This is a genomic window from Pseudomonas sp. NMI542_15 (assembly GCF_021283425.1).
GTDB lineage: Bacteria > Pseudomonadota > Gammaproteobacteria > Pseudomonadales > Pseudomonadaceae > Aquipseudomonas > Aquipseudomonas fortuita.
Genome location: NZ_JAJSRO010000011.1, coordinates 120,578 through 138,573, shown reverse-complemented (window position 1 = coordinate 138,573; position 17,996 = coordinate 120,578). Strand labels below are relative to the sequence as shown.

Here is a 17,996-nt window from a genome sequence, read left to right as displayed (position 1 = left end):
GACTTTGTGGGAGCGGGCGTGCCCGCTCCCACAGGGGGAAACTGTCAGGCGCGGCGTTCGTGCATGCGGGCCAGCTGGCGCTCCAGCATCGACGGGTAAGGCTCCATCAAGCGCTCCACGCAGCAGGCGCCTTCAGGGCTGGCAATCGGGCGAATGCGGGCGCGCTGGCGAATCAGCGCGTCATCGCTGATCTGCCGCTCCACCAGCAACAGGTTGCGGCTGTGCTGCGACAGCGCCAGGGCATCCTGGGCCTTTTCGGTCATCAGCAGGTCCACCAGCTCCAGCCCTTGCAGGTCGTTGCCCAGGACCAGGCCCAGCTGCAGCTGAAGGGTGATGCCGCTGTCAGCCACTTCGATCTGCAGGGCATGACCCAAGGCGCGCAACAGCTCACCGCAGCAGATGGCGTTGGTCAGGTAGTCCTCGCCACAGTCGCGGCTGTGGAACAGCACCAGGGTGCTGCCGTCGTTGAGCGTGTGGGTTTCACCGTCATAGAGCGAGGCTGCATGCTCCAGGCAATCGCGGTAGCGTTCGGTCAGCTCGGTCAGGCGTGTGCGGGGCAAACGGCGCAGTTGTTCCTGCGAGCCCAGTTGCACGGCAAGTACGGCGCTGTACTGCGGCTCGTCAGACTCGACCGGGGCGGCTTTGGGCGCACTGTCGTCGTCCAGCAGGCCGGCAAAGGCGTCGTCATCTTCCTCAGCCAATGCGGCAACCCTGGGACGCGACGCAGCCGTGGAGGCCGGTGCTGTGTCGTGGAAGTCGTCGAAATGCTCGTCGTCCTCCTCCTCAAGCTCTGGCTCCGGCGGTGGGGCCAGGCGCGCATGCAGCTGGCGCGCGATGTCGCCGATCTCGTCCTGGCGGTCTGTGGCCGGGGTATAGGGTTGCGGGTCACGCAGCCACACCCGCAACTGCAGCAGCGGCAGGGTGATGAAACGGCCCTGTCGCAGGCTCAGGCTGAGGGCCAGGGCCAACAGGATGGCCGCCATGATCCCCATGCTCTGCAGGCTGATCAGCATCGGTTGCTGGAACTGGCTCATGTCCAGGCTGATGCGCAGTTGCCCGGCTGTCACGTCCTGGAAGGTGATCTTGGTCTGGTACAGGCCCTCGGCCTCGCCCAGCAGGCTATTGCGCGGGCGCTGGCCGGCTTCGGCGAGGATACGGTTGTCCACGCTATAGATAGCCGCGTGGGCCACCAGCGGGTTTTTCACCAGGTTGCCCAGCAGCACATTGAGACTGAGGATGTCGTTGGACACCAGCAGCTCGGTCGCCGAGGTGGCGGTCTGGGTGGTCAGGCTCTGGCCAAGGGCATCGGCCTGCTCGTGCATGGCCTGCTTGAACTGCAGGCCCATCACGCAGGCATAGATCACCAACGCCAGCGCGACCAGGAAGATGTTGGTGCAGGCGATGCGCAATGCCAGCGGCACGCGGCGTTGACTCAGGGCACGATAGATCATCAGGAAGAAATTGTCTGGTTTGACGGGCGTGGGCCGGTTCACTGAGCTCGGCTCTTAATGGCAGAAAGTGTGGGGCAGTATAGCGACCCCGGTTTTGTCGGCAAAGTATCGTTGGCGCCCGATGGTCACGGAAAATCGGTAGAATGCGCATTTTTCATCGAAGTCGGAGCCAGGTTGTGCGCGAAATCGTCCTGATCAACATCACCGGTGAGGACCGTCCCGGTCTCACTGCGGCAATCACCGGCGTCCTGCTGCAGGGCGGTGTGAGCATCCTCGACATAGGCCTGGCAGTCATGCACGGCACTTTGTCGTTCGGTATCCTGGTCGACATCCCCGACAACGAAGTGGCTACCGCCCTGCTGCAAAGCGTACAGGCCAAGGCCCACGAACTGAACCTGCAGGCCCGCTACACGCCTATTTCCGAGGCCGACTACCAGCACTGGGCTGACGGCCAAGGCGAAGCGCGCCACATCGTCACCCTGCTCAGCCGCAAGATCACCCCCGAGCAACTGCAGCGGGTGAGTGCGGTTATCAGCCAGTACGGGCTCACCATCGAGCGCATCGAGCGTTTGTCTGCGCGCGTGGCGCTGGATGCCGATACCGAAAAAGGCAAGGCGGCCATCGAGATCTCCGTGCGTGGCGCACCGAGCGATGCCCAGGCCCTGCGTGCCGACTTCTTTGCCCTGGCCGAAGCGCTGAGCGTCGATATCGCCTTCCAGAAGGACGACCTGTTCCGCCGTAACCGCCGCCTGGCGGTGTTCGACATGGACTCGACGCTGATCGAAGCCGAAGTCATCGACGAACTGGCCAAGGCGGCCGGCGTGGGTGAGCAGGTGGCGGCCATCACTGAGCGGGCCATGCGCGGTGAGCTGGACTTCCGCGCCAGCTTCAAGGAGCGCATGGCGCTGCTCAAGGGCCTGGATGTGGGTGTGCTGGACGAAATCGGTGCCTCGCTGCGCCTGACCGAGGGTGCCGAAAACCTGTTCGCCGAGCTCAAGCGCCTGGGTTACAAGACCGCGATCCTGTCCGGTGGCTTTACCTACTTCGCTCGCCAGGTGCAGGCGCGCCTGGGCATCGACTATGTGTTTGCCAACGAGCTGGAAGTGGTCGACGGTAAAGTGACCGGCGTAGCTGTCGAGCCGATCGTCGATGCCCAGCGCAAGGCCGAGCTGCTGCAAAAGCTGGCCCACGAAGAAGGCTTGCAGCTGGAGCAGACCATTGCCGTGGGCGATGGCGCCAATGACCTGCCGATGCTGTCGCTGGCCGGCCTGGGCGTAGCGTTCCGCGCCAAGCCGCTGGTGCGCCAGTCTGCCAAGCAGGCGATTTCCACCCTGGGGCTGGATGGCGTGCTGTACCTGCTGGGCCTGCGCGACCGCGACGCCCGCGGCTAGTTTGCCGTTTAATCTTCAGCGCCTGTGAGATCGAGCGCCGCCCGCGCGGCGCTCGATCTCACAGGCGCTGAAGAACCCGCGCCGATCACCTCGAAGCAAAAACCACGGTCAAGCCTGTGCAGGCGCCGCCAACAGCTGCCCCATGCGCACTGCAGAACCAGCGCCCAGGTTCTCAGCCCACTTCACCTGCTCCGGCCCGAACAGCACAATGGCGGTCGAGCCCAGCTTGAAGCGGCCCAGCTCGACACCTTTCTCCAGGTGGATCGGCGCACGGCTGGCTTCGTCGTAACGGAAGGTCTTCAGCTCACGCTTGGGCGGCGTCACCAATCCAGCCCACACGGTTTCGATCGAGGCGACGATCATCGCACCCACCAGCACCACGGCCATCGGCCCGCGCTCGGTGTCGAACAGGCAGACCACGCGTTCGTTGCGGGCAAACAGCTCGGGAACGTTCTCTGCGGTGGTCTGGTTGACCGAGAACAGACGACCCGGCACATAGACCATTTCGCGCAGGGTGCCGGCCAGCGGCATGTGCACGCGGTGGTAGTCCTTGGGCGAGAGGTAGATCGTGGCAAACTCGCCGCCCATGAACGGCGCTGCCATGGCCGGGTCGCCGCCCAGCAGCTCTTGCGCGCTGAAACCGTGGCCCTTGGCCTGGAAGATGCGACCGTGCTCGATCGGGCCGAGCTGGCTGACGGCACCGTCGGCCGGGCACAGGATGGCGCCTGGGGTTTCGTCCAGCGGGCGGGCGCCCGGCTTCAGGGCGCGGGTGAAGAACGCATTGAAGTGCTCATAAGCGCTCAAGTCCTCGACCAGGGCTTCAGACATGTTGACCTGATAGCGCTTGGCGAACCAGGCGGTAAAGGCATTCTTGAACCAGCGCACGCGGCACTCGGCAATGCAGCCGGCCAGCCGCGACAGCAGGTGGTGCGGCAGCAGGTACTGGCTGATGATGAACAAACGGGATTTCATGCAGGTTCCTTAAACTTCTACAGGCGTGTCCGGGTGGTTGCCCCATTCGCTCCACGAGCCGGCGTAGGCCTTGACGCGTGGGTAGCCCAGGGCCTTGGCCACCAGATAAGTGAAGCCGGAGCGGCGGTGGGTCTGGCAGTGGGTGATCACTTCCTTGTCAGGAGTGATGCCCAGTTGCGCGAGGACTTGTTTGATGTCCTGGCGAATGCGCAGGTTGTCGTTGAGGTCCATGCCGGCTGTCCACTCGAAGTTGATAGCGCCGGGGATGTGACCGCCCTTGGCTGCCAGTACCTTCTCGCCGTTGAATTCCTGCGGGCCGCGAGCGTCCCAGATGACCAGGTCATCGGCGCCCAGGCGGCTTTGCAGGTACTCGCGGGTGGCGGTGGGCGCGTTGTCGATACGCAGGTGCACCGGGCTGTTGCTGCTGGCGGGCACTTCGGTGGACAGCGTGTCTGCCGGCCAGGCCTGGATACCGCCATTGAGGTAGTGATACGCCTTGTGGCCAATCACGTCGAGCAGCCAGATGAAGCGCCCGGCCCAGCCACCGCCTTCATCGTCGTACACCACATAGACGGCGTCGTCGCGGTGGCCGAGTTCGCTGAACAGTTTTTCCAGCTCGCCCTGCGGCGGCAGCAGGCCGGGGGCAGGAGGCTGGCCAAGCTGGGTACGCTTGCCTTCGACAAAGCGTGCGCCGGGGATGTGCCCGCTGACATAGCGGTTGGCACTGCTCAGGTCGACCAGGATCAGCTGTGGCGAACCCAGGCGTGGCAGCAGGTCAGCCGCTTCGATCACCAGGGGCAGGCCGGAAAAGTCAGTCATCCACGGTCTCCAGTGTGGAAAGAGGGGCGATTGTAGCGCAAGGCTCAGCCCTTGCGGTTGGCAAACACCGACAGTGCCCGCTCTGTGCATTGTGCGGTCTTGCCGAAGGCCTGCACGCTGATGTCGGCCAAAGGCCGGCAGCCTTGGTCGGCCACCATCAGCATAAGAACCTGGTCATTCACCGCCAGCGAGCGCAGCAGCACGTGCTCGCTGCGGAACAGGGCACGTAGCGGGGCTGGCAGCAAGGCCGAGAACTGGCTGTGGTTTTCCGGAGTGATGCGCAGTTGCCCGGCCTGGGCCATCAGCTTTTGCAGCAGTTTGTTTTGTGACACCGGCAAGGCCAAGGCACCTGCCTCGTTGGGTAGCCCCGCAATCTGCTGCACGCGCAGGCTGTCGCTGGCCTTGTCCAGGCTCAGCAGCATGATGCGTTGCATGCCGCAGGCCAGCAGGGCTTCGCGGGCCTGGGTAGCCAGGTGCACGGTGTTGGTGAACGGGCTGGGCTGTGCCAACAAGTCCTGGCACAGCTTGCGCCAGCGCGCCAGGTCGTCGCTGCTGGGCGGTGGCGGCGCCAGCATGTCCGGGTGCGGGCGGCGCTGGTGCCAGGGCCAGATCAGCGCCTCAGCCGGGTGGAACAGGGCATGCCTGGCGTGGCGGCGGGCGCTGGCGGCAGCCTGCTGGTGTACTTGCTGCTGCACGTCTTCCAGCGAAGTTTGCAGGTACAGCGCAGTCAGCAGCTGCCAGCGCAGCAGGTGCGGGTTGTCCCAGCCCACTTGCGCCGCCAGCGCAAGGTTGTTGGCCAGCAGCACGGTGTTGGCCGGCTGGTTGAACCAGCGGCGCAGGCCAGGCTCGGCGTCCAGGCGGTGTTGCTGGCTGAGCAGATCTTCGTCGCGGGCGATGTTGAGCACCAGGGCCAGTTGATCGCGTTCTTCCAGCAGCAGGCGGTAACCTTGTGTCACCCACTGCGGCAGGCGCCAGTACTCCGCCATGGTCTGGCACAGCGCCATGATGCGCACGCCAAACAGCTCATCCTCTACCAGGGCGGCGTCCTCGCCCTTGTGGATAACCCGAAGCTCCCAGGTGTCAAGCAGCTTGGGGTAGGCCAGTGCCAGCGGCCACAGTGGAGACAGGAAAAGCAGGCTTCCCCAGTGAATTTCCTGCCACAGGCGTGCCAGGCGGCTGGCAAACAGGCCGCTGGCCTGCTGCGAGGCGTGCTGGCTGATCAGCTGGAACTGGCTCAGTACGGGCGGTATTTCTTCGACGGGCAGCGCGGGCAGGCGCTTGAGCAGTTGCTCGCTGCGCTCCAGCCCCAGGCGATTCAGGGCCACCTCCAGGCTTTCGGCGGGCTCGGCCTGGCTGGCGTTGGTGGGATGGTTTGCTTCGCGCATCACCGAAAGCACCAGCGCCGGGCTATCTTGCATCAGTTCGGCGATATCGCGCAGCGAGCGGCGGCTGTCGTGAATGGCAGCCATGACCCGGTCGTAGCTGTGCTTCGGCACGGGGATGCGAACACTCTCTAGCAGCTTTACCCAGGCCTCTAGCGTACGCGGGGCCTGAGCGGGCACCTTGGTTTCGATTGGCATTTTGACATCAGTCCGAACTGGCTTTTCGCATTGAGTGGCTATAGTCTGGCGCAGTTCTGCCGATAAGTAGAAGAAGAGTTTTAAAGCTCCCGTCTCTTCCCCTGACCACGACAGCAAGTGCTTTGAACCTATGGCTAAAATTATCGGCATCATCGTCGTATTCGCGAGCGTGCTCGGCGGCTACGTGCTCTCCCACGGCAAGATCGCGGCGCTGATCCAGCCGTTCGAAGTTCTGATCATCGGCGGTGCCGCCTTTGGTGCATTCCTGCAGGCCAACCCTGGCCACATGACCATGCACGTCATCAAGAAGTCGATGAAGATGTTCGGCTCGCGCTTCACCCACGCCTACTACCTGGAGGTACTGGGCCTGGTGTACGAGATCCTCAACAAGAGCCGTCGCGAAGGCATGATGGCCATCGAGGCCGACATCGAGGACGCCGCCGCCAGCCCGATCTTCGCCAAGTACCCGACAGTACTGGCCGATGAGCGCATGACCGCGTTTGTCTGCGACTACCTGCGCATCATGTCCACCGGCAACATGGCCCCGCACGAACTCGAGGGCCTGTTCGACATGGAGCTGCTGAGCATGAAGGAAGAGCTGGAGCACCCGTCCCATGCGGTGACCGGCATCGCTGACGGCATGCCCGGTTTCGGTATTGTCGCGGCGGTACTGGGTATCGTGGTGACCATGGCCTCGCTGGGCGAGGGCGACCAGGCGGCCATCGGCATGCACGTGGGTGCGGCGCTGGTCGGTACCTTCTTCGGTATCCTGGCTGCCTATGGCTTCTTCGGCCCGTTGGCCAAGTGCCTGGAGCACGATGCCAAGGAGGAGCTGAACCTCTACGAATCGATCAAGGCTTCGCTGGTCGCCTCGGCCTCGGGCATGCCGCCTTCGCTGGCCGTCGAGTTCGGGCGCAAGGTGCTGTACCCCATGCACCGCCCAAGTTTCGCCGAGCTGGAACAAGCGGTTCGCGGTCGCTGAGTCATGGAAAACAACCAGCCCATCATCGTCAAGCGCGTCAAACGCTTTGGCGGCGGCCACCACGGCGGCGCCTGGAAAATCGCCTTTGCCGACTTTGCTACGGCAATGATGGCGTTCTTCCTGGTGCTGTGGTTGATGTCCACAGCCACCCCGGAGCAGAAAATCGCCATTGCCGGCTACTTCAAGGACCCGATCGGCTTCTCGGAAAGCGGCACGCCCTATGTCATCGACCTGGGTGGCTCACCTGAACTGGCACCGGAAAAAACCATCAACCCGGAAGTCAAATCCGAGCCGATGCCCGAGTCCACGACCCAGCTGAGCAAGGACCAGGTCGAGACCATGGCCGAGCAGGTCGAGCGCGAGCGCCTGGAGTTGCTGCTGCAGGAGCTGCAGAACAAGGTAGAAGAGAACCCGCAGCTGCAGAAGTTCAAGGACCAGATCCTGTTCGAGATCACCCAGGACGGCCTGCGCATCCAGATCATGGATGCCGAGAACCGGCCGATGTTCGACATCGGTAGCGCCCGCTTGCAGCCGTACTTTGAAGACATCCTGCTGGCCATGGCCGACACCATCAAGGCGGTGCCGAACAAGATCAGCATCAGCGGCCACACCGATGCCAAGCCGTATGCCGGCAGTGGCGAGTTCGGCAACTGGGAGTTGTCGGCCAACCGTGCCAACGCTGCGCGCCGTGCACTGGTAGCCGGTGGTTACCCGGATGGTCAGGTGGCGCGGGTGGTGGGTTATGCCTCGTCGTCGCTGTTTGACCGCAAGGACCCGTTCAACCCGGTCAACCGCCGTATCGATATCATCGTGCTGACCAAGAAGGCCCAGCGCAATATCGAGGGTGAGCAGGGTGCGCCCGAAGCGCCGGCCGCCGACCCTGCTGCACCGCCAGCCACTGGCGCTGCGCCAGGGGCTGGCGTGCCGGATGCCCCAGGGGCAGCGGAACAAGCGCCGATGCAGCCGCGTGAGCTGCGCCAGAAGCTGAACATCTTTGAAGATGGCACGCTGAAGATGGATGAGGCCAAGGAGCAGTAAACGGCTTTTTTTGTGCGGGCGACTGTTCTACACAAAACCTGAACGCTGGCGCGATCAGTGTGGGAGCGGGTTTACCCGCGAAGCATCCAGCGCGGTGGATGGCACCGGCGTTGCCGGTGTTCGCGGCTAAAGCCGCTCCCACAGGGGATCGCGGCAACTTTCATTTCAAGCGTTTCAGTAGCTGTCTTCTGTCAGGCTGGCGATGATCGAGCGGTAGCTGTTCATGCGTTGCGGCGTGATGCGCCCCTCGTCCAGTGCCTTGAGCAGCGCGCAGCCCGGTTCGCGGTCGTGCTTGCAGTCGCGGAAGCGGCAGGTGCCGAACAGGTCGCGGAACTCGATGAAGCCATCTTCCACGTCGTCGCGGCTGACATGGCCAAGGCCAAACTCACGGATGCCCGGCGAGTCGATCAGGTCGCCGCCATTAGGGAAGTGGTACAGCCGTGCCGTGGTGGTGGTGTGGGTGCCCTGGCCAGACCATTCCGACAGGTCGCCGACACGGGTGCCCGCGTCCGGCAGCAGGCTGTTGACCAGCGACGACTTGCCCACCCCGGACTGGCCGACGAACACACTGATGTGGCCGTCAAGTAGTTGCTGCAGGCGCTGCATGCCGTCGCCCTGGTGTGCCGATACTTCCAGCAGCGGGTAGCCCAGTTCGCGGTAAACCTCCAGCAGCGCATGCAGGCCGGGGCCGTTCTCGTCGTTGATCAGGTCGGCCTTGTTCAGCAGCAGCAGCGGCCGCAGGCCGGCGTGCTCGGCCGCTACCAGGTAGCGGTCGATCAGGTTCGGGTGCGGCTCCGGTGCCGGGGCGAACACGATCACGATCAGGTCGACGTTGGCTGCCACCGGCTTGAGTTGCCCGTGGTTGTTCGGCCGGCACAGCTCGGTGCTGCGTGGCATCTGCGCCACGATCACGCCAATGCCCTGGTTGCCCGCACGCCACACGACACGGTCGCCGGTGACCAGCGCCGGCAGGTTGGCCCGCAAATGGCAGCGGAACACCTGGCCTGCGGTTTCGCCATCCTGGGCTTCAACTTCTACCTGCACGCCGAAGTGCGCGATCACCAGGCCCAGTTGCTCGGGCCCCAGGTCGCCGCCCTCCAGTTCCTGCAGCGCATGCTGCTCGCGTTTGGCGGCGCGAGCGGCGCGCTCGCCCTGGATTTTTTCGATCCGCCAGTTTTGGCGGCGATTGAGCTGGCGTTTGGCCATGAAGGTACCGTGAGAAAGGCCCGGGTAGGGCATTGAAAACGGCTGGCAGTTTAGCACGCCAGGCGCTGGACCATTCCGCTTACCTTTGATGCAGTGAATGGGTTTGCTTTGACCACTAGGCTAATATGACGGCCTATATGAGGAGCCCCTGCATGCAAAACCCACAGAACCTGATCTGGATCGACCTGGAAATGACCGGCCTGGATCCGGACAGTGATGTCATCATCGAGATGGCCACCATCGTTACCGACAGCGAGCTGAACACCCTGGCTGAAGGGCCGGTGATCGCCATCCATCACAGTGACGAAGTGCTGGCGCGCATGGACGAATGGAACACCCGTACCCACGGTGCTTCGGGCCTGACCCAGCGCGTGCGCGAGAGCAAGCTCAGCATGGCAGAAGCCGAAGCGCAGACCATCGCCTTCCTCGAGCAGTGGGTGCCCAAAGGCAAGTCGCCGATCTGCGGCAACAGCATCTGCCAGGACCGCCGCTTCCTCTATCGCCACATGCGCAACCTGGAAAACTACTTCCACTACCGCAACCTGGATGTCTCCACCCTGAAGGAACTGGCCGCGCGCTGGGCGCCGGGCGTGCGTGACAGCTTCAAGAAGGGCAACACCCATTTGGCGCTGGACGATATCCGCGAATCGATCGCCGAGCTGCGTCACTACCGCGAGCACTTCATCAAACTGTGAGCCCACAAGGCGCAGATATTGTATCTGCGCCCCCTTTTGGTGCCTTGGGCAACTGGTTAGACTGCGCGCCTTTCCTGCACGGACCCGCGCCATGTTGTTGATGCTCTACCTCATCGCTATCACCGCCGAAGCCATGACCGGCGCGTTGTCTGCCGGGCGCCGCGGCATGGACTGGTTCGGCGTGGTGCTGATCGCCTGCGTCACCGCCCTGGGCGGCGGCTCGGTGCGCGACGTGCTGCTCGGGCATTACCCGCTGACCTGGGTGAAGCACCCGGAATACCTGGTGCTGACCAGCTTTGCGGCGTTGCTGACCATCTTCATTGCGCCAATGATGCGCCGCCTGCGCTCGCTGTTTCTGGTGCTCGATGCCCTGGGGTTGGTGGCCTTTACCTTGATTGGCTGCATGACTGCACTCGAGATGGGGCAGGGCATGCTGGTGGCGTCGATCAGCGGGGTGATCACCGGGGTGTTTGGTGGGATCTTGCGCGATATCTTCTGCAACGACATTCCACTGGTGTTCCGCCGTGAGCTGTATGCCAGCGTGTCGTTTGCGGCGGCCTGGTTCTACCTGGGGTGCGTGTATTTCAAGGTGCCGGCAGAGCAGGCGATGCTGCTGACCTTGTTTGGCGGGTTTCTGGTGCGGTTGCTGGCTATCCGCTTCCACTGGGAAATGCCCAAGTTCCACTACAACGACCAGCAGTAGGTCATTTTCAGCCCTGATGCAGTCTTTGTGGGGCGGGTGGTTACTGGATGTTGTGCCGGGCCAAAGCCCACTCCACATGCTCGCGCACCAGTTCTGATTCATCCTCGCGGCGGGCCTTCAGGGCCTCGATCACAGGAATGGTGGAAGGCGCATTGCCCAACCCCACCGCCAGGTTGCGCAAGAACCGCTCATACCCCGCCCGCCGCAACGGCCCGCCCTCGGTCTTGCGCAGGAAGGTACGTTCATCCCACAGGAACATCTGCGCCAACTCGGCATTCTCCAGCCCATGCCGTGGCTGGAAGTCCTGTTCCTGGCTGTGCTTGGCAAAACGGTTCCAGGGGCAGACGATCTGGCAGTCATCGCAACCGAACACCCGGTTGCCCATCATTGCCCGCAACTCGACAGGGATCGCGCCTTTCAGTTCGATGGTGAGGTATGAGATGCAACGCCGGGCGTCCAGCACATAAGGCCCGACAAATGCCTGGGTCGGGCAAATGTCCAGGCAGGCCTGGCAGCGCCCGCAATGCTCGCTGGTGGTCGCTTCGTCCACCGGCAACGGCAGGTCCACAAACAGCTCGGCAAGAAAGAAGTAACTGCCCGCCTTGCGGTTGAGCAGCAAGGTGTTCTTGCCGATCCAGCCCAGCCCGGCCTGTTCGGCCAGGGCCTTCTCCAGCACCGGGGCGCTATCGACGAATGCGCGGTAACCGAACGGGCCGATAGCCTCCTGAATGCGGTCGGCCAGGAACTGTACGCGCTTGCGCACCAGCTTGTGGTAGTCCCGGCCCAGCGCATAGCGCGATATGTAGGCCTTTTCCGGCTGCGCCAGGCGCTGCGCCATCTGTGTGTCGCCGGGCAGGTAGTCCATGCGCAGCGAGACCACCCGCACCGTGCCGGGAATCAGTTGGTCGGGGTGCGAGCGCTTGCTGCCGTGCGCGCCCAGGTACTCCATTTCGCCCTGGTAGCCGGCATCGAGCCAGCGCTGCAGGTGGTGTTCGTGTTCGCCAAGGTCGACCCCGGCGATGCCGACATGGGCAAAACCGAGTTCCTGGCCCCAAATCTTGATCGATTGGGCCAGTTGGGCGAGGTCAGGTGTGCAGCTGGACATGGATGGGTAAGGCAATACGGGCTCAGGTGCGTATAATTCTGCCAGACAATGGAGCCTTTGACCCCATGCCGCAGACCAAACACCCCAGCCATGCCCCGCAACTGCTCAGCAGCGTGACCGTCGCGCACCTGCCGACACGGCATGCGCATGCCCATAAAGGCGACTTCGGTCATGTACTGGTGGTCGGTGGCGACCTTGGCACAGGCGGCGCTGTGCTGTTAAGCGCTGAAGCCGCCCTGCGCTGTGGCGCCGGGCTGGTCAGCGTGGCGACGCGCCCTGAGCATGTCGGCGCGAGCCTGGCCCGTCTGCCCGAAACCATGTGCCTGGGTGTCAGCTCGGCCAACCAGCTGATGGGCGTGCTGGAGCGCGCCTCGGTACTGGTGGTTGGCCCGGGGCTGGGGCAAGCGGCGTGGGGGCGTAGCCTGCTGTCGGCAGTGGCCAACGCCGAGCAGCCGCAGGTATGGGACGCCGATGCCCTGAATTTGCTGGCGCGTACCCCCCTGGCCCTGCCCAGTGGCAGTATCCTCACCCCGCACCCGGGGGAGGCGGCGCGGCTGCTGGGCATTTCCACCGAGGCGGTGCAGGCCGACCGCCAGGGCGCTGCGCGCAAGCTGGCGCGCCGTTACAACAGCGTCTGCGTGCTCAAGGGGGCCGGTACCCTGGTCGCCGACCCCGCCGGGCAACTGATGCTGTGCGAGCGAGGCCACCCGGCGATGGCCGGGGCCGGCTTTGGCGATGTGCTGACCGGTGTGCTGGCGGCCTTGCTGGCCCAAGGGCTGGACGCCTGGCAGGCCGCTGGGCTGGGTGTGTGGTTGCATGCCTGTGCGGGGGAGCGGCTGGGTGTGCAAGGTAGAGGCCTGGCGGCCAGTGATCTGGCGCCGGTCATTCGTGAGTTTCTGGAGGAGCATTCTGCGTGTCTGGCATAACCCTGTTTCTGGCCGATGAAGATGCCACGGTCAAGTTTGGCGCAGCCCTGGCTGAGGTGACCGGCGGTCGCGGCGTGATCTTTCTTGAAGGCGACCTGGGTGCGGGCAAGACTACGCTTTCCCGAGGGCTGATCCGTGGCCTGGGCCATACGGGTGCAGTGAAAAGCCCGACCTTCACCGTGGTCGAACCCTACGAAATCGGTGAGGTGCGGGCCTTCCACTTCGACCTGTATCGCCTGGTCGATCCGGAGGAACTGGAGTTCATGGGAATCCGTGACTATTTCGAAGGCGACCCGCTCTGCCTGTTCGAGTGGCCACAAAAGGGTGCGGGCGTTTTGCCAAAGCCTGACCTGACCATTACCATGACCCCCCAAGCGGGCGGACGCTCGCTGATCCTTTCGCCGCAGGGGGCTCGCGGCGAGGCCTGGTGCGTGGCACTGGCCAAACACTATAAACAGTAAGTGGGGTAGGTATGCGCATACGCGCACTGGTTGCCATCGTTGGGCTGCTGCTGACAACGGTGACCGTTGACGCTCTGGCCGTCACTCAAGTCAAGAGCGTGCGCCTGTGGCGCGCGCCAGACAACACGCGGCTGGTCTTCGACCTGTCTGGCCCCGTGCAGCACAGCGTCTTCACCTTGAGCGCGCCTGATCGTCTGGTTATCGACATCAATGGCGCCACGCTGGCCGCGCCATTGAACGTGGCCACCTCCAACACGCCGATCAGTAGCGTGCGTTCAGCCCAGCGCACCCCCACCGATCTACGGGTGGTGGTAGACCTGAAAAAGTCGGTCACCCCGAAAAGCTTTACGCTGGCGCCGAATGCCCAATACGGCAATCGCCTGGTGGTCGACCTGTACGATCAGGAAGCCGACGCCATTGCGGCCAGCGCGCCACCTCCGGCGCCCGTGCCGGTGCAGACGCCGGCGACCACGCCAGCGGTGCCGGTATCCCCGGCCCAGCCCGCCATCAAGTTGCCGCCGGTGCCTAGCGGCAAGCGTGAAATCGTGGTTGCCATCGACGCCGGCCACGGTGGCGAAGACCCGGGTGCGTCCGGTTCGCGTGGCCAGCATGAAAAAGACATCGTGCTGCAGATTGCCAAAGAGCTCCAGCGCCAGATCAACAGCGAAAGAGGCTTTCGTGCCGAGCTGACCCGTACGGGCGATTACTTCATTCCGCTGCGCAAACGCACGGAAATCGCCCGCAAGAAGGGGGCCGACCTGTTCATCTCGATTCACGCCGACGCCGCGCCGTCGCGTGCTGCATTTGGTGCCTCGGTGTTCGCCCTGTCTGACCGCGGCGCCACCTCCGAGACCGCGCGCTGGCTGGCCGACACGGAAAACCGTTCTGACCTGATCGGCGGTGCTGGCAACGTCAGCCTCGATGACAAGGACCGGATGCTGGCCGGCGTGCTGCTGGACCTGTCGATGACTGCCACGCTCAGCTCCAGCCTCAATGTGGGGCAGAAGGTGCTGGGCAACATGGGCCGTGTCACCTCGCTGCACAAGCAGCGTGTGGAACAGGCCGGCTTCATGGTGCTGAAGTCGCCAGATATTCCGTCGATCCTCGTTGAAACCGGATTCATCTCGAACAACAACGAAGCCGCCAAGCTGGCCACCGCCAGCCATCAGCAGGCCTTGGCCCGTTCGATCCATACCGGTGTGCGCCAGTACTTCCAGCAGAACCCACCGCCGGGTACCTATATTGCCTGGCTGCGTGATACCGGCAAGCTTGCCGCCGGCCCACGTGAGCACACAGTGCGCCCTGGCGAGACCCTGGCGATGCTCGCCGTGCGTTACCAGGTCAGCGTGGCCAGCCTGCGCAACACCAACAGCCTCAAGACGGATGAGCTGAAGGTCGGCCAGCGCCTCGACATCCCTGCTACCACATTGGCCGCGCAATGAGTGGCGGTTCGCGCATCCAGCTGCTCAGCCCGCGGCTGGCCAACCAGATCGCCGCCGGCGAGGTAGTCGAGCGGCCGGCCTCGGTTGCCAAGGAGCTGTTGGAAAACAGCCTGGACTCCGGTGCCCGACGTATCGACGTGGACGTGGAGCAGGGCGGCGTCAAGTTGCTCAAGGTGCGGGACGATGGCAGTGGTATTTCTGCTGACGACCTGCCGCTGGCCCTGGCCCGTCACGCCACCAGCAAGATTCGCGAGCTGGAAGACCTTGAAGGGGTATTGAGCCTGGGTTTCCGTGGTGAGGCCCTGGCGTCGATCAGTTCGGTGGCACGCCTGACCCTGACTTCGCGTACCGCCAATGCCAGCGAGGCCTGGCAGGTCGAAACCGAAGGCCGTGACATGACCCCGCGCGTGCAGCCGGCGGCGCACCCGGTGGGTACCTCGGTAGAAGTTCGCGATCTGTTCTTCAATACCCCGGCGCGGCGCAAATTCCTGAAGGCCGAGAAAACCGAGTTCGATCACCTGCAGGAAGTGATCCGCCGGCTGGCGCTGGCGCGTTTCGACGTCGGCTTTCATCTGCGCCACAACGGCAAGAGCATCCTCAGCCTGCACGAGGCCCATGACGAAACGGCCCGGGCGCGGCGGGTAGGCGCCATTTGCGGCCCCGGTTTCATGGAGCAGGCGCTGCCGATCGACGTCGAGCGCAACGGCCTGCGCCTGTGGGGCTGGGTTGGCCTGCCGACCTTCTCGCGCAGCCAGGCAGACCTGCAGTACTTCTTCGTCAATGGCCGTGCGGTGCGCGACAAGCTGGTTGCCCACGCTGTGCGCCAGGCCTACCGTGACGTGCTGTTCAATGGTCGGCACCCCACATTCGTGCTGTTCCTGGAGCTGGAACCCAACGGCGTCGACGTCAATGTGCACCCGACCAAGCACGAAGTGCGCTTCCGCGAGGGGCGCTCGGTGCACGACTTCCTGTATGGCACCCTGCACCGCGCATTGGCCGATGTGCGTCCGGAAGACCAGTTGGCCGCGCCTGCCGCCGTACCTGAGCTGATCCGCCCCACCGGTCAGCAGGCCGGTGAGTTCGGCCCACAGGGCGAAATGCGCCTGGCTTCGCCAGTGCTTGAACGGCCTCAGGCGCCGCAGCATGCGATCTCCAACGGCGGCAGTGGCGCCGGTTACCAGTATCAATACACCCCACGCCCTTCGCAGCCGCTGCCGGCCGCCGAGGCACAGGCGGTGTATCGCGAGTTCTACAAACCGCTGGAAGGCGGTGCGGCACCGGTCACGACGTTGCCCGAAAGCCAGGGTGATATTCCCCCGCTGGGCTACGCACTGGCGCAGCTCAAGGGCATCTATATCCTGGCCGAGAACGCGGTTGGCCTGGTGCTGGTGGACATGCACGCTGCTCACGAGCGCATCATGTACGAGCGCCTCAAGGTGGCCATGGCCAGCGAAGGCCTTATCGGCCAGCCGCTGCTGGTGCCCGAAACCCTGGCCCTGAGCCAGCGTGAAGCTGATTGCGCCGAAGAGCATGCGCAGTGGTTCCAGCGCCTGGGCTTCGAGCTGCAGCGCCTGGGCCCCGAGACGTTGGCGATACGCCAGATTCCGGCCTTGCTCAAGCAGGCCGAGGCCAACCGCCTGGTTCAGGATGTGCTCGCCGACCTGATGGAGTACGGCACCAGCGACCGTATTCAGGCGCACCTCAATGAATTGCTTGGCACCATGGCCTGCCACGGCGCCGTGCGCGCCAATCGGCGCCTGGCCATTCCTGAAATGAATGCCCTGCTGCGCGACATGGAAAATACCGAGCGCAGTGGCCAGTGCAATCATGGCCGTCCCACCTGGACCCAGATGGGCCTGGACGATCTGGACAAACTCTTCCTGCGCGGTCGATGAAATGAGCGGCAAGCCCCCTGCAATATTCCTGATGGGCCCGACGGCGGCCGGCAAGACCGACCTGGCTATCGAACTGACCAAAGTGCTGCCGTGCGAGCTGATCAGCGTCGACTCGGCGCTGGTCTATCGCGGCATGGACATCGGTTCGGCCAAGCCGTCCAAAGAAATCCTGGCTGCCCACCCGCACCGGCTGATCGACATCCGCGACCCGGCCGAGAGCTATTCGGCCGCGCAATTTCGCGCCGATGCCCTGGAGGCCATGGCCGACATCACCGCGCGTGGCAAGATCCCGCTGCTGGTAGGCGGCACCATGCTCTATTACAAGGCGTTGATCGACGGCCTGGCCGACATGCCGGCAGCTGACGCTGCGGTGCGGGCCGACCTGGAAGCCCAAGCCGAGGCGCTGGGGCTGGCCGAACTGCACCGCCAATTGGCCGAGGTCGACCCGGAATCGGCGGCGCGCATCCACCCCAACGACCCGCAGCGGCTAATCCGCGCGCTGGAAGTGTATCGGGTGAGCGGTGAGAGCATGACAGCCCATCGCCAGCGTCAATTCGCGGAAAGTCGCGCCGCAGACGCAGGCGCTGGCGGACATTTGCCCTATACTGTCGCGAGTTTGGCGATTGCTCCTACAGATCGTCACATTTTGCATCAGCGAATTGCGTTACGATTTTCGCAGATGTTGGAACAGGGCTTCGTTGACGAGGTCCGATCGCTGCGAGCCAGAAGTGACTTGCACGCCGGGCTGCCGTCTATACGGGCTGTGGGGTATCGGCAGGTCTGGGATTACCTGGACGGCACGCTGACTGAGAATGAGATGCGAGAACGCGGTATCATTGCTACCCGGCAGCTGGCCAAGCGGCAGTTCACCTGGTTGCGTGGCTGGCCTGATGTGCACTGGCTTGACAGCATGGCCTGCGACAATCTGTCCCGCACCTTGAAATACCTTGGGGCCATCTCCATATTGAGCTGAGTCCCTGCTGATTGCCGTCTATTCTTGCGAAGGGGCGGCCTAATTTATCGATTTTCTTGATTTTCTATTATTTATCCTTACAGGAGTGCGGCATATGTCAAAAGGGCATTCGCTACAAGACCCTTACTTGAACACCTTGAGAAAAGAAAAGGTTCCGGTATCCATCTACCTGGTCAACGGCATCAAATTGCAGGGCTCGATCGAATCGTTCGACCAGTTCGTGGTACTGCTGAAGAACACCGTCAGCCAAATGGTCTACAAACACGCCATTTCGACTGTAGTGCCTGCCCGTCCGGTTCGCCTGCCAAGCCCGTCCGATTCCGACCTCGGCGACAGCGAGCCAGGCAACGCCTGATA

General features: G+C 63.7%; 17 protein-coding genes. 11 read left to right on the top strand and 6 right to left on the bottom strand.

Annotation, left to right across the window (positions count from 1 at the left end; genetic code table 11):
* Positions 1 to 44 precede the first annotated feature (44 nt).
* Positions 45 to 1,493, bottom strand: coding sequence for an AhpA/YtjB family protein (locus LU684_RS17360; protein ID WP_232894852.1), 1,449 nt, complete (start codon positions 1,491 to 1,493; stop codon positions 45 to 47).
* Positions 1,494 to 1,627: 134 nt separating this feature from the next.
* Between LU684_RS17360 and serB the strand changes: the two genes are divergently transcribed.
* Positions 1,628 to 2,842: a phosphoserine phosphatase SerB gene (serB, locus tag LU684_RS17355; protein WP_016489459.1), complete on the top strand. Its 1,215-nt coding sequence runs from the start codon at positions 1,628 to 1,630 to the stop codon at positions 2,840 to 2,842.
* A 108-nt stretch (positions 2,843 to 2,950) separates the two neighbouring features.
* Here serB and asd read toward each other — a convergent pair whose 3' ends face one another.
* Genes asd through LU684_RS17340 form a run of 3 tightly spaced genes read right to left on the bottom strand, consistent with a single transcriptional unit; the run spans position 2,951 to position 6,213 of the window.
* The gene (gene asd / locus LU684_RS17350) at positions 2,951 to 3,814 is read right to left on the bottom strand and encodes an archaetidylserine decarboxylase (RefSeq protein WP_232894851.1); all 864 of its coding nucleotides are present in this window, start codon (positions 3,812 to 3,814) and stop codon (positions 2,951 to 2,953) included.
* Between the two features lie 9 nt (positions 3,815 to 3,823).
* Positions 3,824 to 4,633 (bottom strand): rhodanese-like domain-containing protein, encoded by an 810-nt coding sequence (locus LU684_RS17345; protein ID WP_016489457.1) that lies wholly within the window; start codon positions 4,631 to 4,633, stop codon positions 3,824 to 3,826.
* A 44-nt stretch (positions 4,634 to 4,677) separates the two neighbouring features.
* Complete coding sequence (locus LU684_RS17340; RefSeq protein WP_023048988.1) at positions 4,678 to 6,213, bottom strand: HDOD domain-containing protein; 1,536 nt, start codon at positions 6,211 to 6,213, stop codon at positions 4,678 to 4,680.
* A gap of 130 nt (positions 6,214 to 6,343) precedes the next feature.
* Between LU684_RS17340 and motA the strand changes: the two genes are divergently transcribed.
* Positions 6,344 to 7,195, top strand: coding sequence for a flagellar motor stator protein MotA (motA, locus tag LU684_RS17335; protein WP_016489455.1), 852 nt, complete (start codon positions 6,344 to 6,346; stop codon positions 7,193 to 7,195).
* Positions 7,196 to 7,198: 3 nt separating this feature from the next.
* A complete protein-coding gene (motB, locus tag LU684_RS17330; protein WP_016489454.1) occupies positions 7,199 to 8,233 on the top strand; it encodes a flagellar motor protein MotB in 1,035 nt (344 codons plus the stop codon).
* Between the two features lie 174 nt (positions 8,234 to 8,407).
* On the opposite strand, the gene rsgA is transcribed toward motB, so the two are convergent.
* The gene (gene rsgA / locus LU684_RS17325; RefSeq protein WP_016489453.1) at positions 8,408 to 9,439 is read right to left on the bottom strand and encodes a small ribosomal subunit biogenesis GTPase RsgA; all 1,032 of its coding nucleotides are present in this window, start codon (positions 9,437 to 9,439) and stop codon (positions 8,408 to 8,410) included.
* Positions 9,440 to 9,591: 152 nt separating this feature from the next.
* On the opposite strand from rsgA, the gene orn reads away from it, so the two are divergent.
* Positions 9,592 to 10,134, top strand: coding sequence for an oligoribonuclease (gene orn, locus LU684_RS17320; RefSeq protein ID WP_016489452.1), 543 nt, complete (start codon positions 9,592 to 9,594; stop codon positions 10,132 to 10,134).
* Between the two features lie 91 nt (positions 10,135 to 10,225).
* Complete coding sequence (locus LU684_RS17315; RefSeq protein WP_003249516.1) at positions 10,226 to 10,837, top strand: trimeric intracellular cation channel family protein; 612 nt, start codon at positions 10,226 to 10,228, stop codon at positions 10,835 to 10,837.
* Positions 10,838 to 10,877: 40 nt separating this feature from the next.
* Here the strand turns inward: LU684_RS17315 and queG are convergent, their stop codons facing one another.
* A complete protein-coding gene (gene queG / locus LU684_RS17310) occupies positions 10,878 to 11,942 on the bottom strand; it encodes a tRNA epoxyqueuosine(34) reductase QueG (RefSeq protein ID WP_016489451.1) in 1,065 nt (354 codons plus the stop codon).
* Between the two features lie 65 nt (positions 11,943 to 12,007).
* On the opposite strand from queG, the gene LU684_RS17305 reads away from it, so the two are divergent.
* The 6 genes from LU684_RS17305 (at position 12,008) to hfq (ending at position 17,994) form a co-directional block, all read left to right on the top strand.
* Complete coding sequence (locus LU684_RS17305) at positions 12,008 to 12,868, top strand: NAD(P)H-hydrate dehydratase (protein ID WP_024717362.1); 861 nt, start codon at positions 12,008 to 12,010, stop codon at positions 12,866 to 12,868.
* Positions 12,856 to 13,329: a tRNA (adenosine(37)-N6)-threonylcarbamoyltransferase complex ATPase subunit type 1 TsaE gene (gene tsaE / locus LU684_RS17300; RefSeq protein WP_016489449.1), complete on the top strand. Its 474-nt coding sequence runs from the start codon at positions 12,856 to 12,858 to the stop codon at positions 13,327 to 13,329. Before LU684_RS17305 ends, tsaE begins: the two co-directional genes overlap by 13 nt.
* Before the next feature lie 11 nt (positions 13,330 to 13,340).
* Positions 13,341 to 14,771: an N-acetylmuramoyl-L-alanine amidase gene (locus LU684_RS17295; RefSeq protein WP_016489448.1), complete on the top strand. Its 1,431-nt coding sequence runs from the start codon at positions 13,341 to 13,343 to the stop codon at positions 14,769 to 14,771.
* Positions 14,768 to 16,666: a DNA mismatch repair endonuclease MutL gene (mutL, locus tag LU684_RS17290; protein ID WP_232894850.1), complete on the top strand. Its 1,899-nt coding sequence runs from the start codon at positions 14,768 to 14,770 to the stop codon at positions 16,664 to 16,666. Before LU684_RS17295 ends, mutL begins: the two co-directional genes overlap by 4 nt.
* Position 16,667: 1 nt before the next feature.
* The gene (gene miaA, locus LU684_RS17285; protein WP_023048022.1) at positions 16,668 to 17,639 is read left to right on the top strand and encodes a tRNA (adenosine(37)-N6)-dimethylallyltransferase MiaA; all 972 of its coding nucleotides are present in this window, start codon (positions 16,668 to 16,670) and stop codon (positions 17,637 to 17,639) included.
* Between the two features lie 94 nt (positions 17,640 to 17,733).
* Positions 17,734 to 17,994 (top strand): RNA chaperone Hfq, encoded by a 261-nt coding sequence (gene hfq, locus LU684_RS17280; protein WP_016489445.1) that lies wholly within the window; start codon positions 17,734 to 17,736, stop codon positions 17,992 to 17,994.
* Positions 17,995 to 17,996 lie beyond the last annotated feature (2 nt).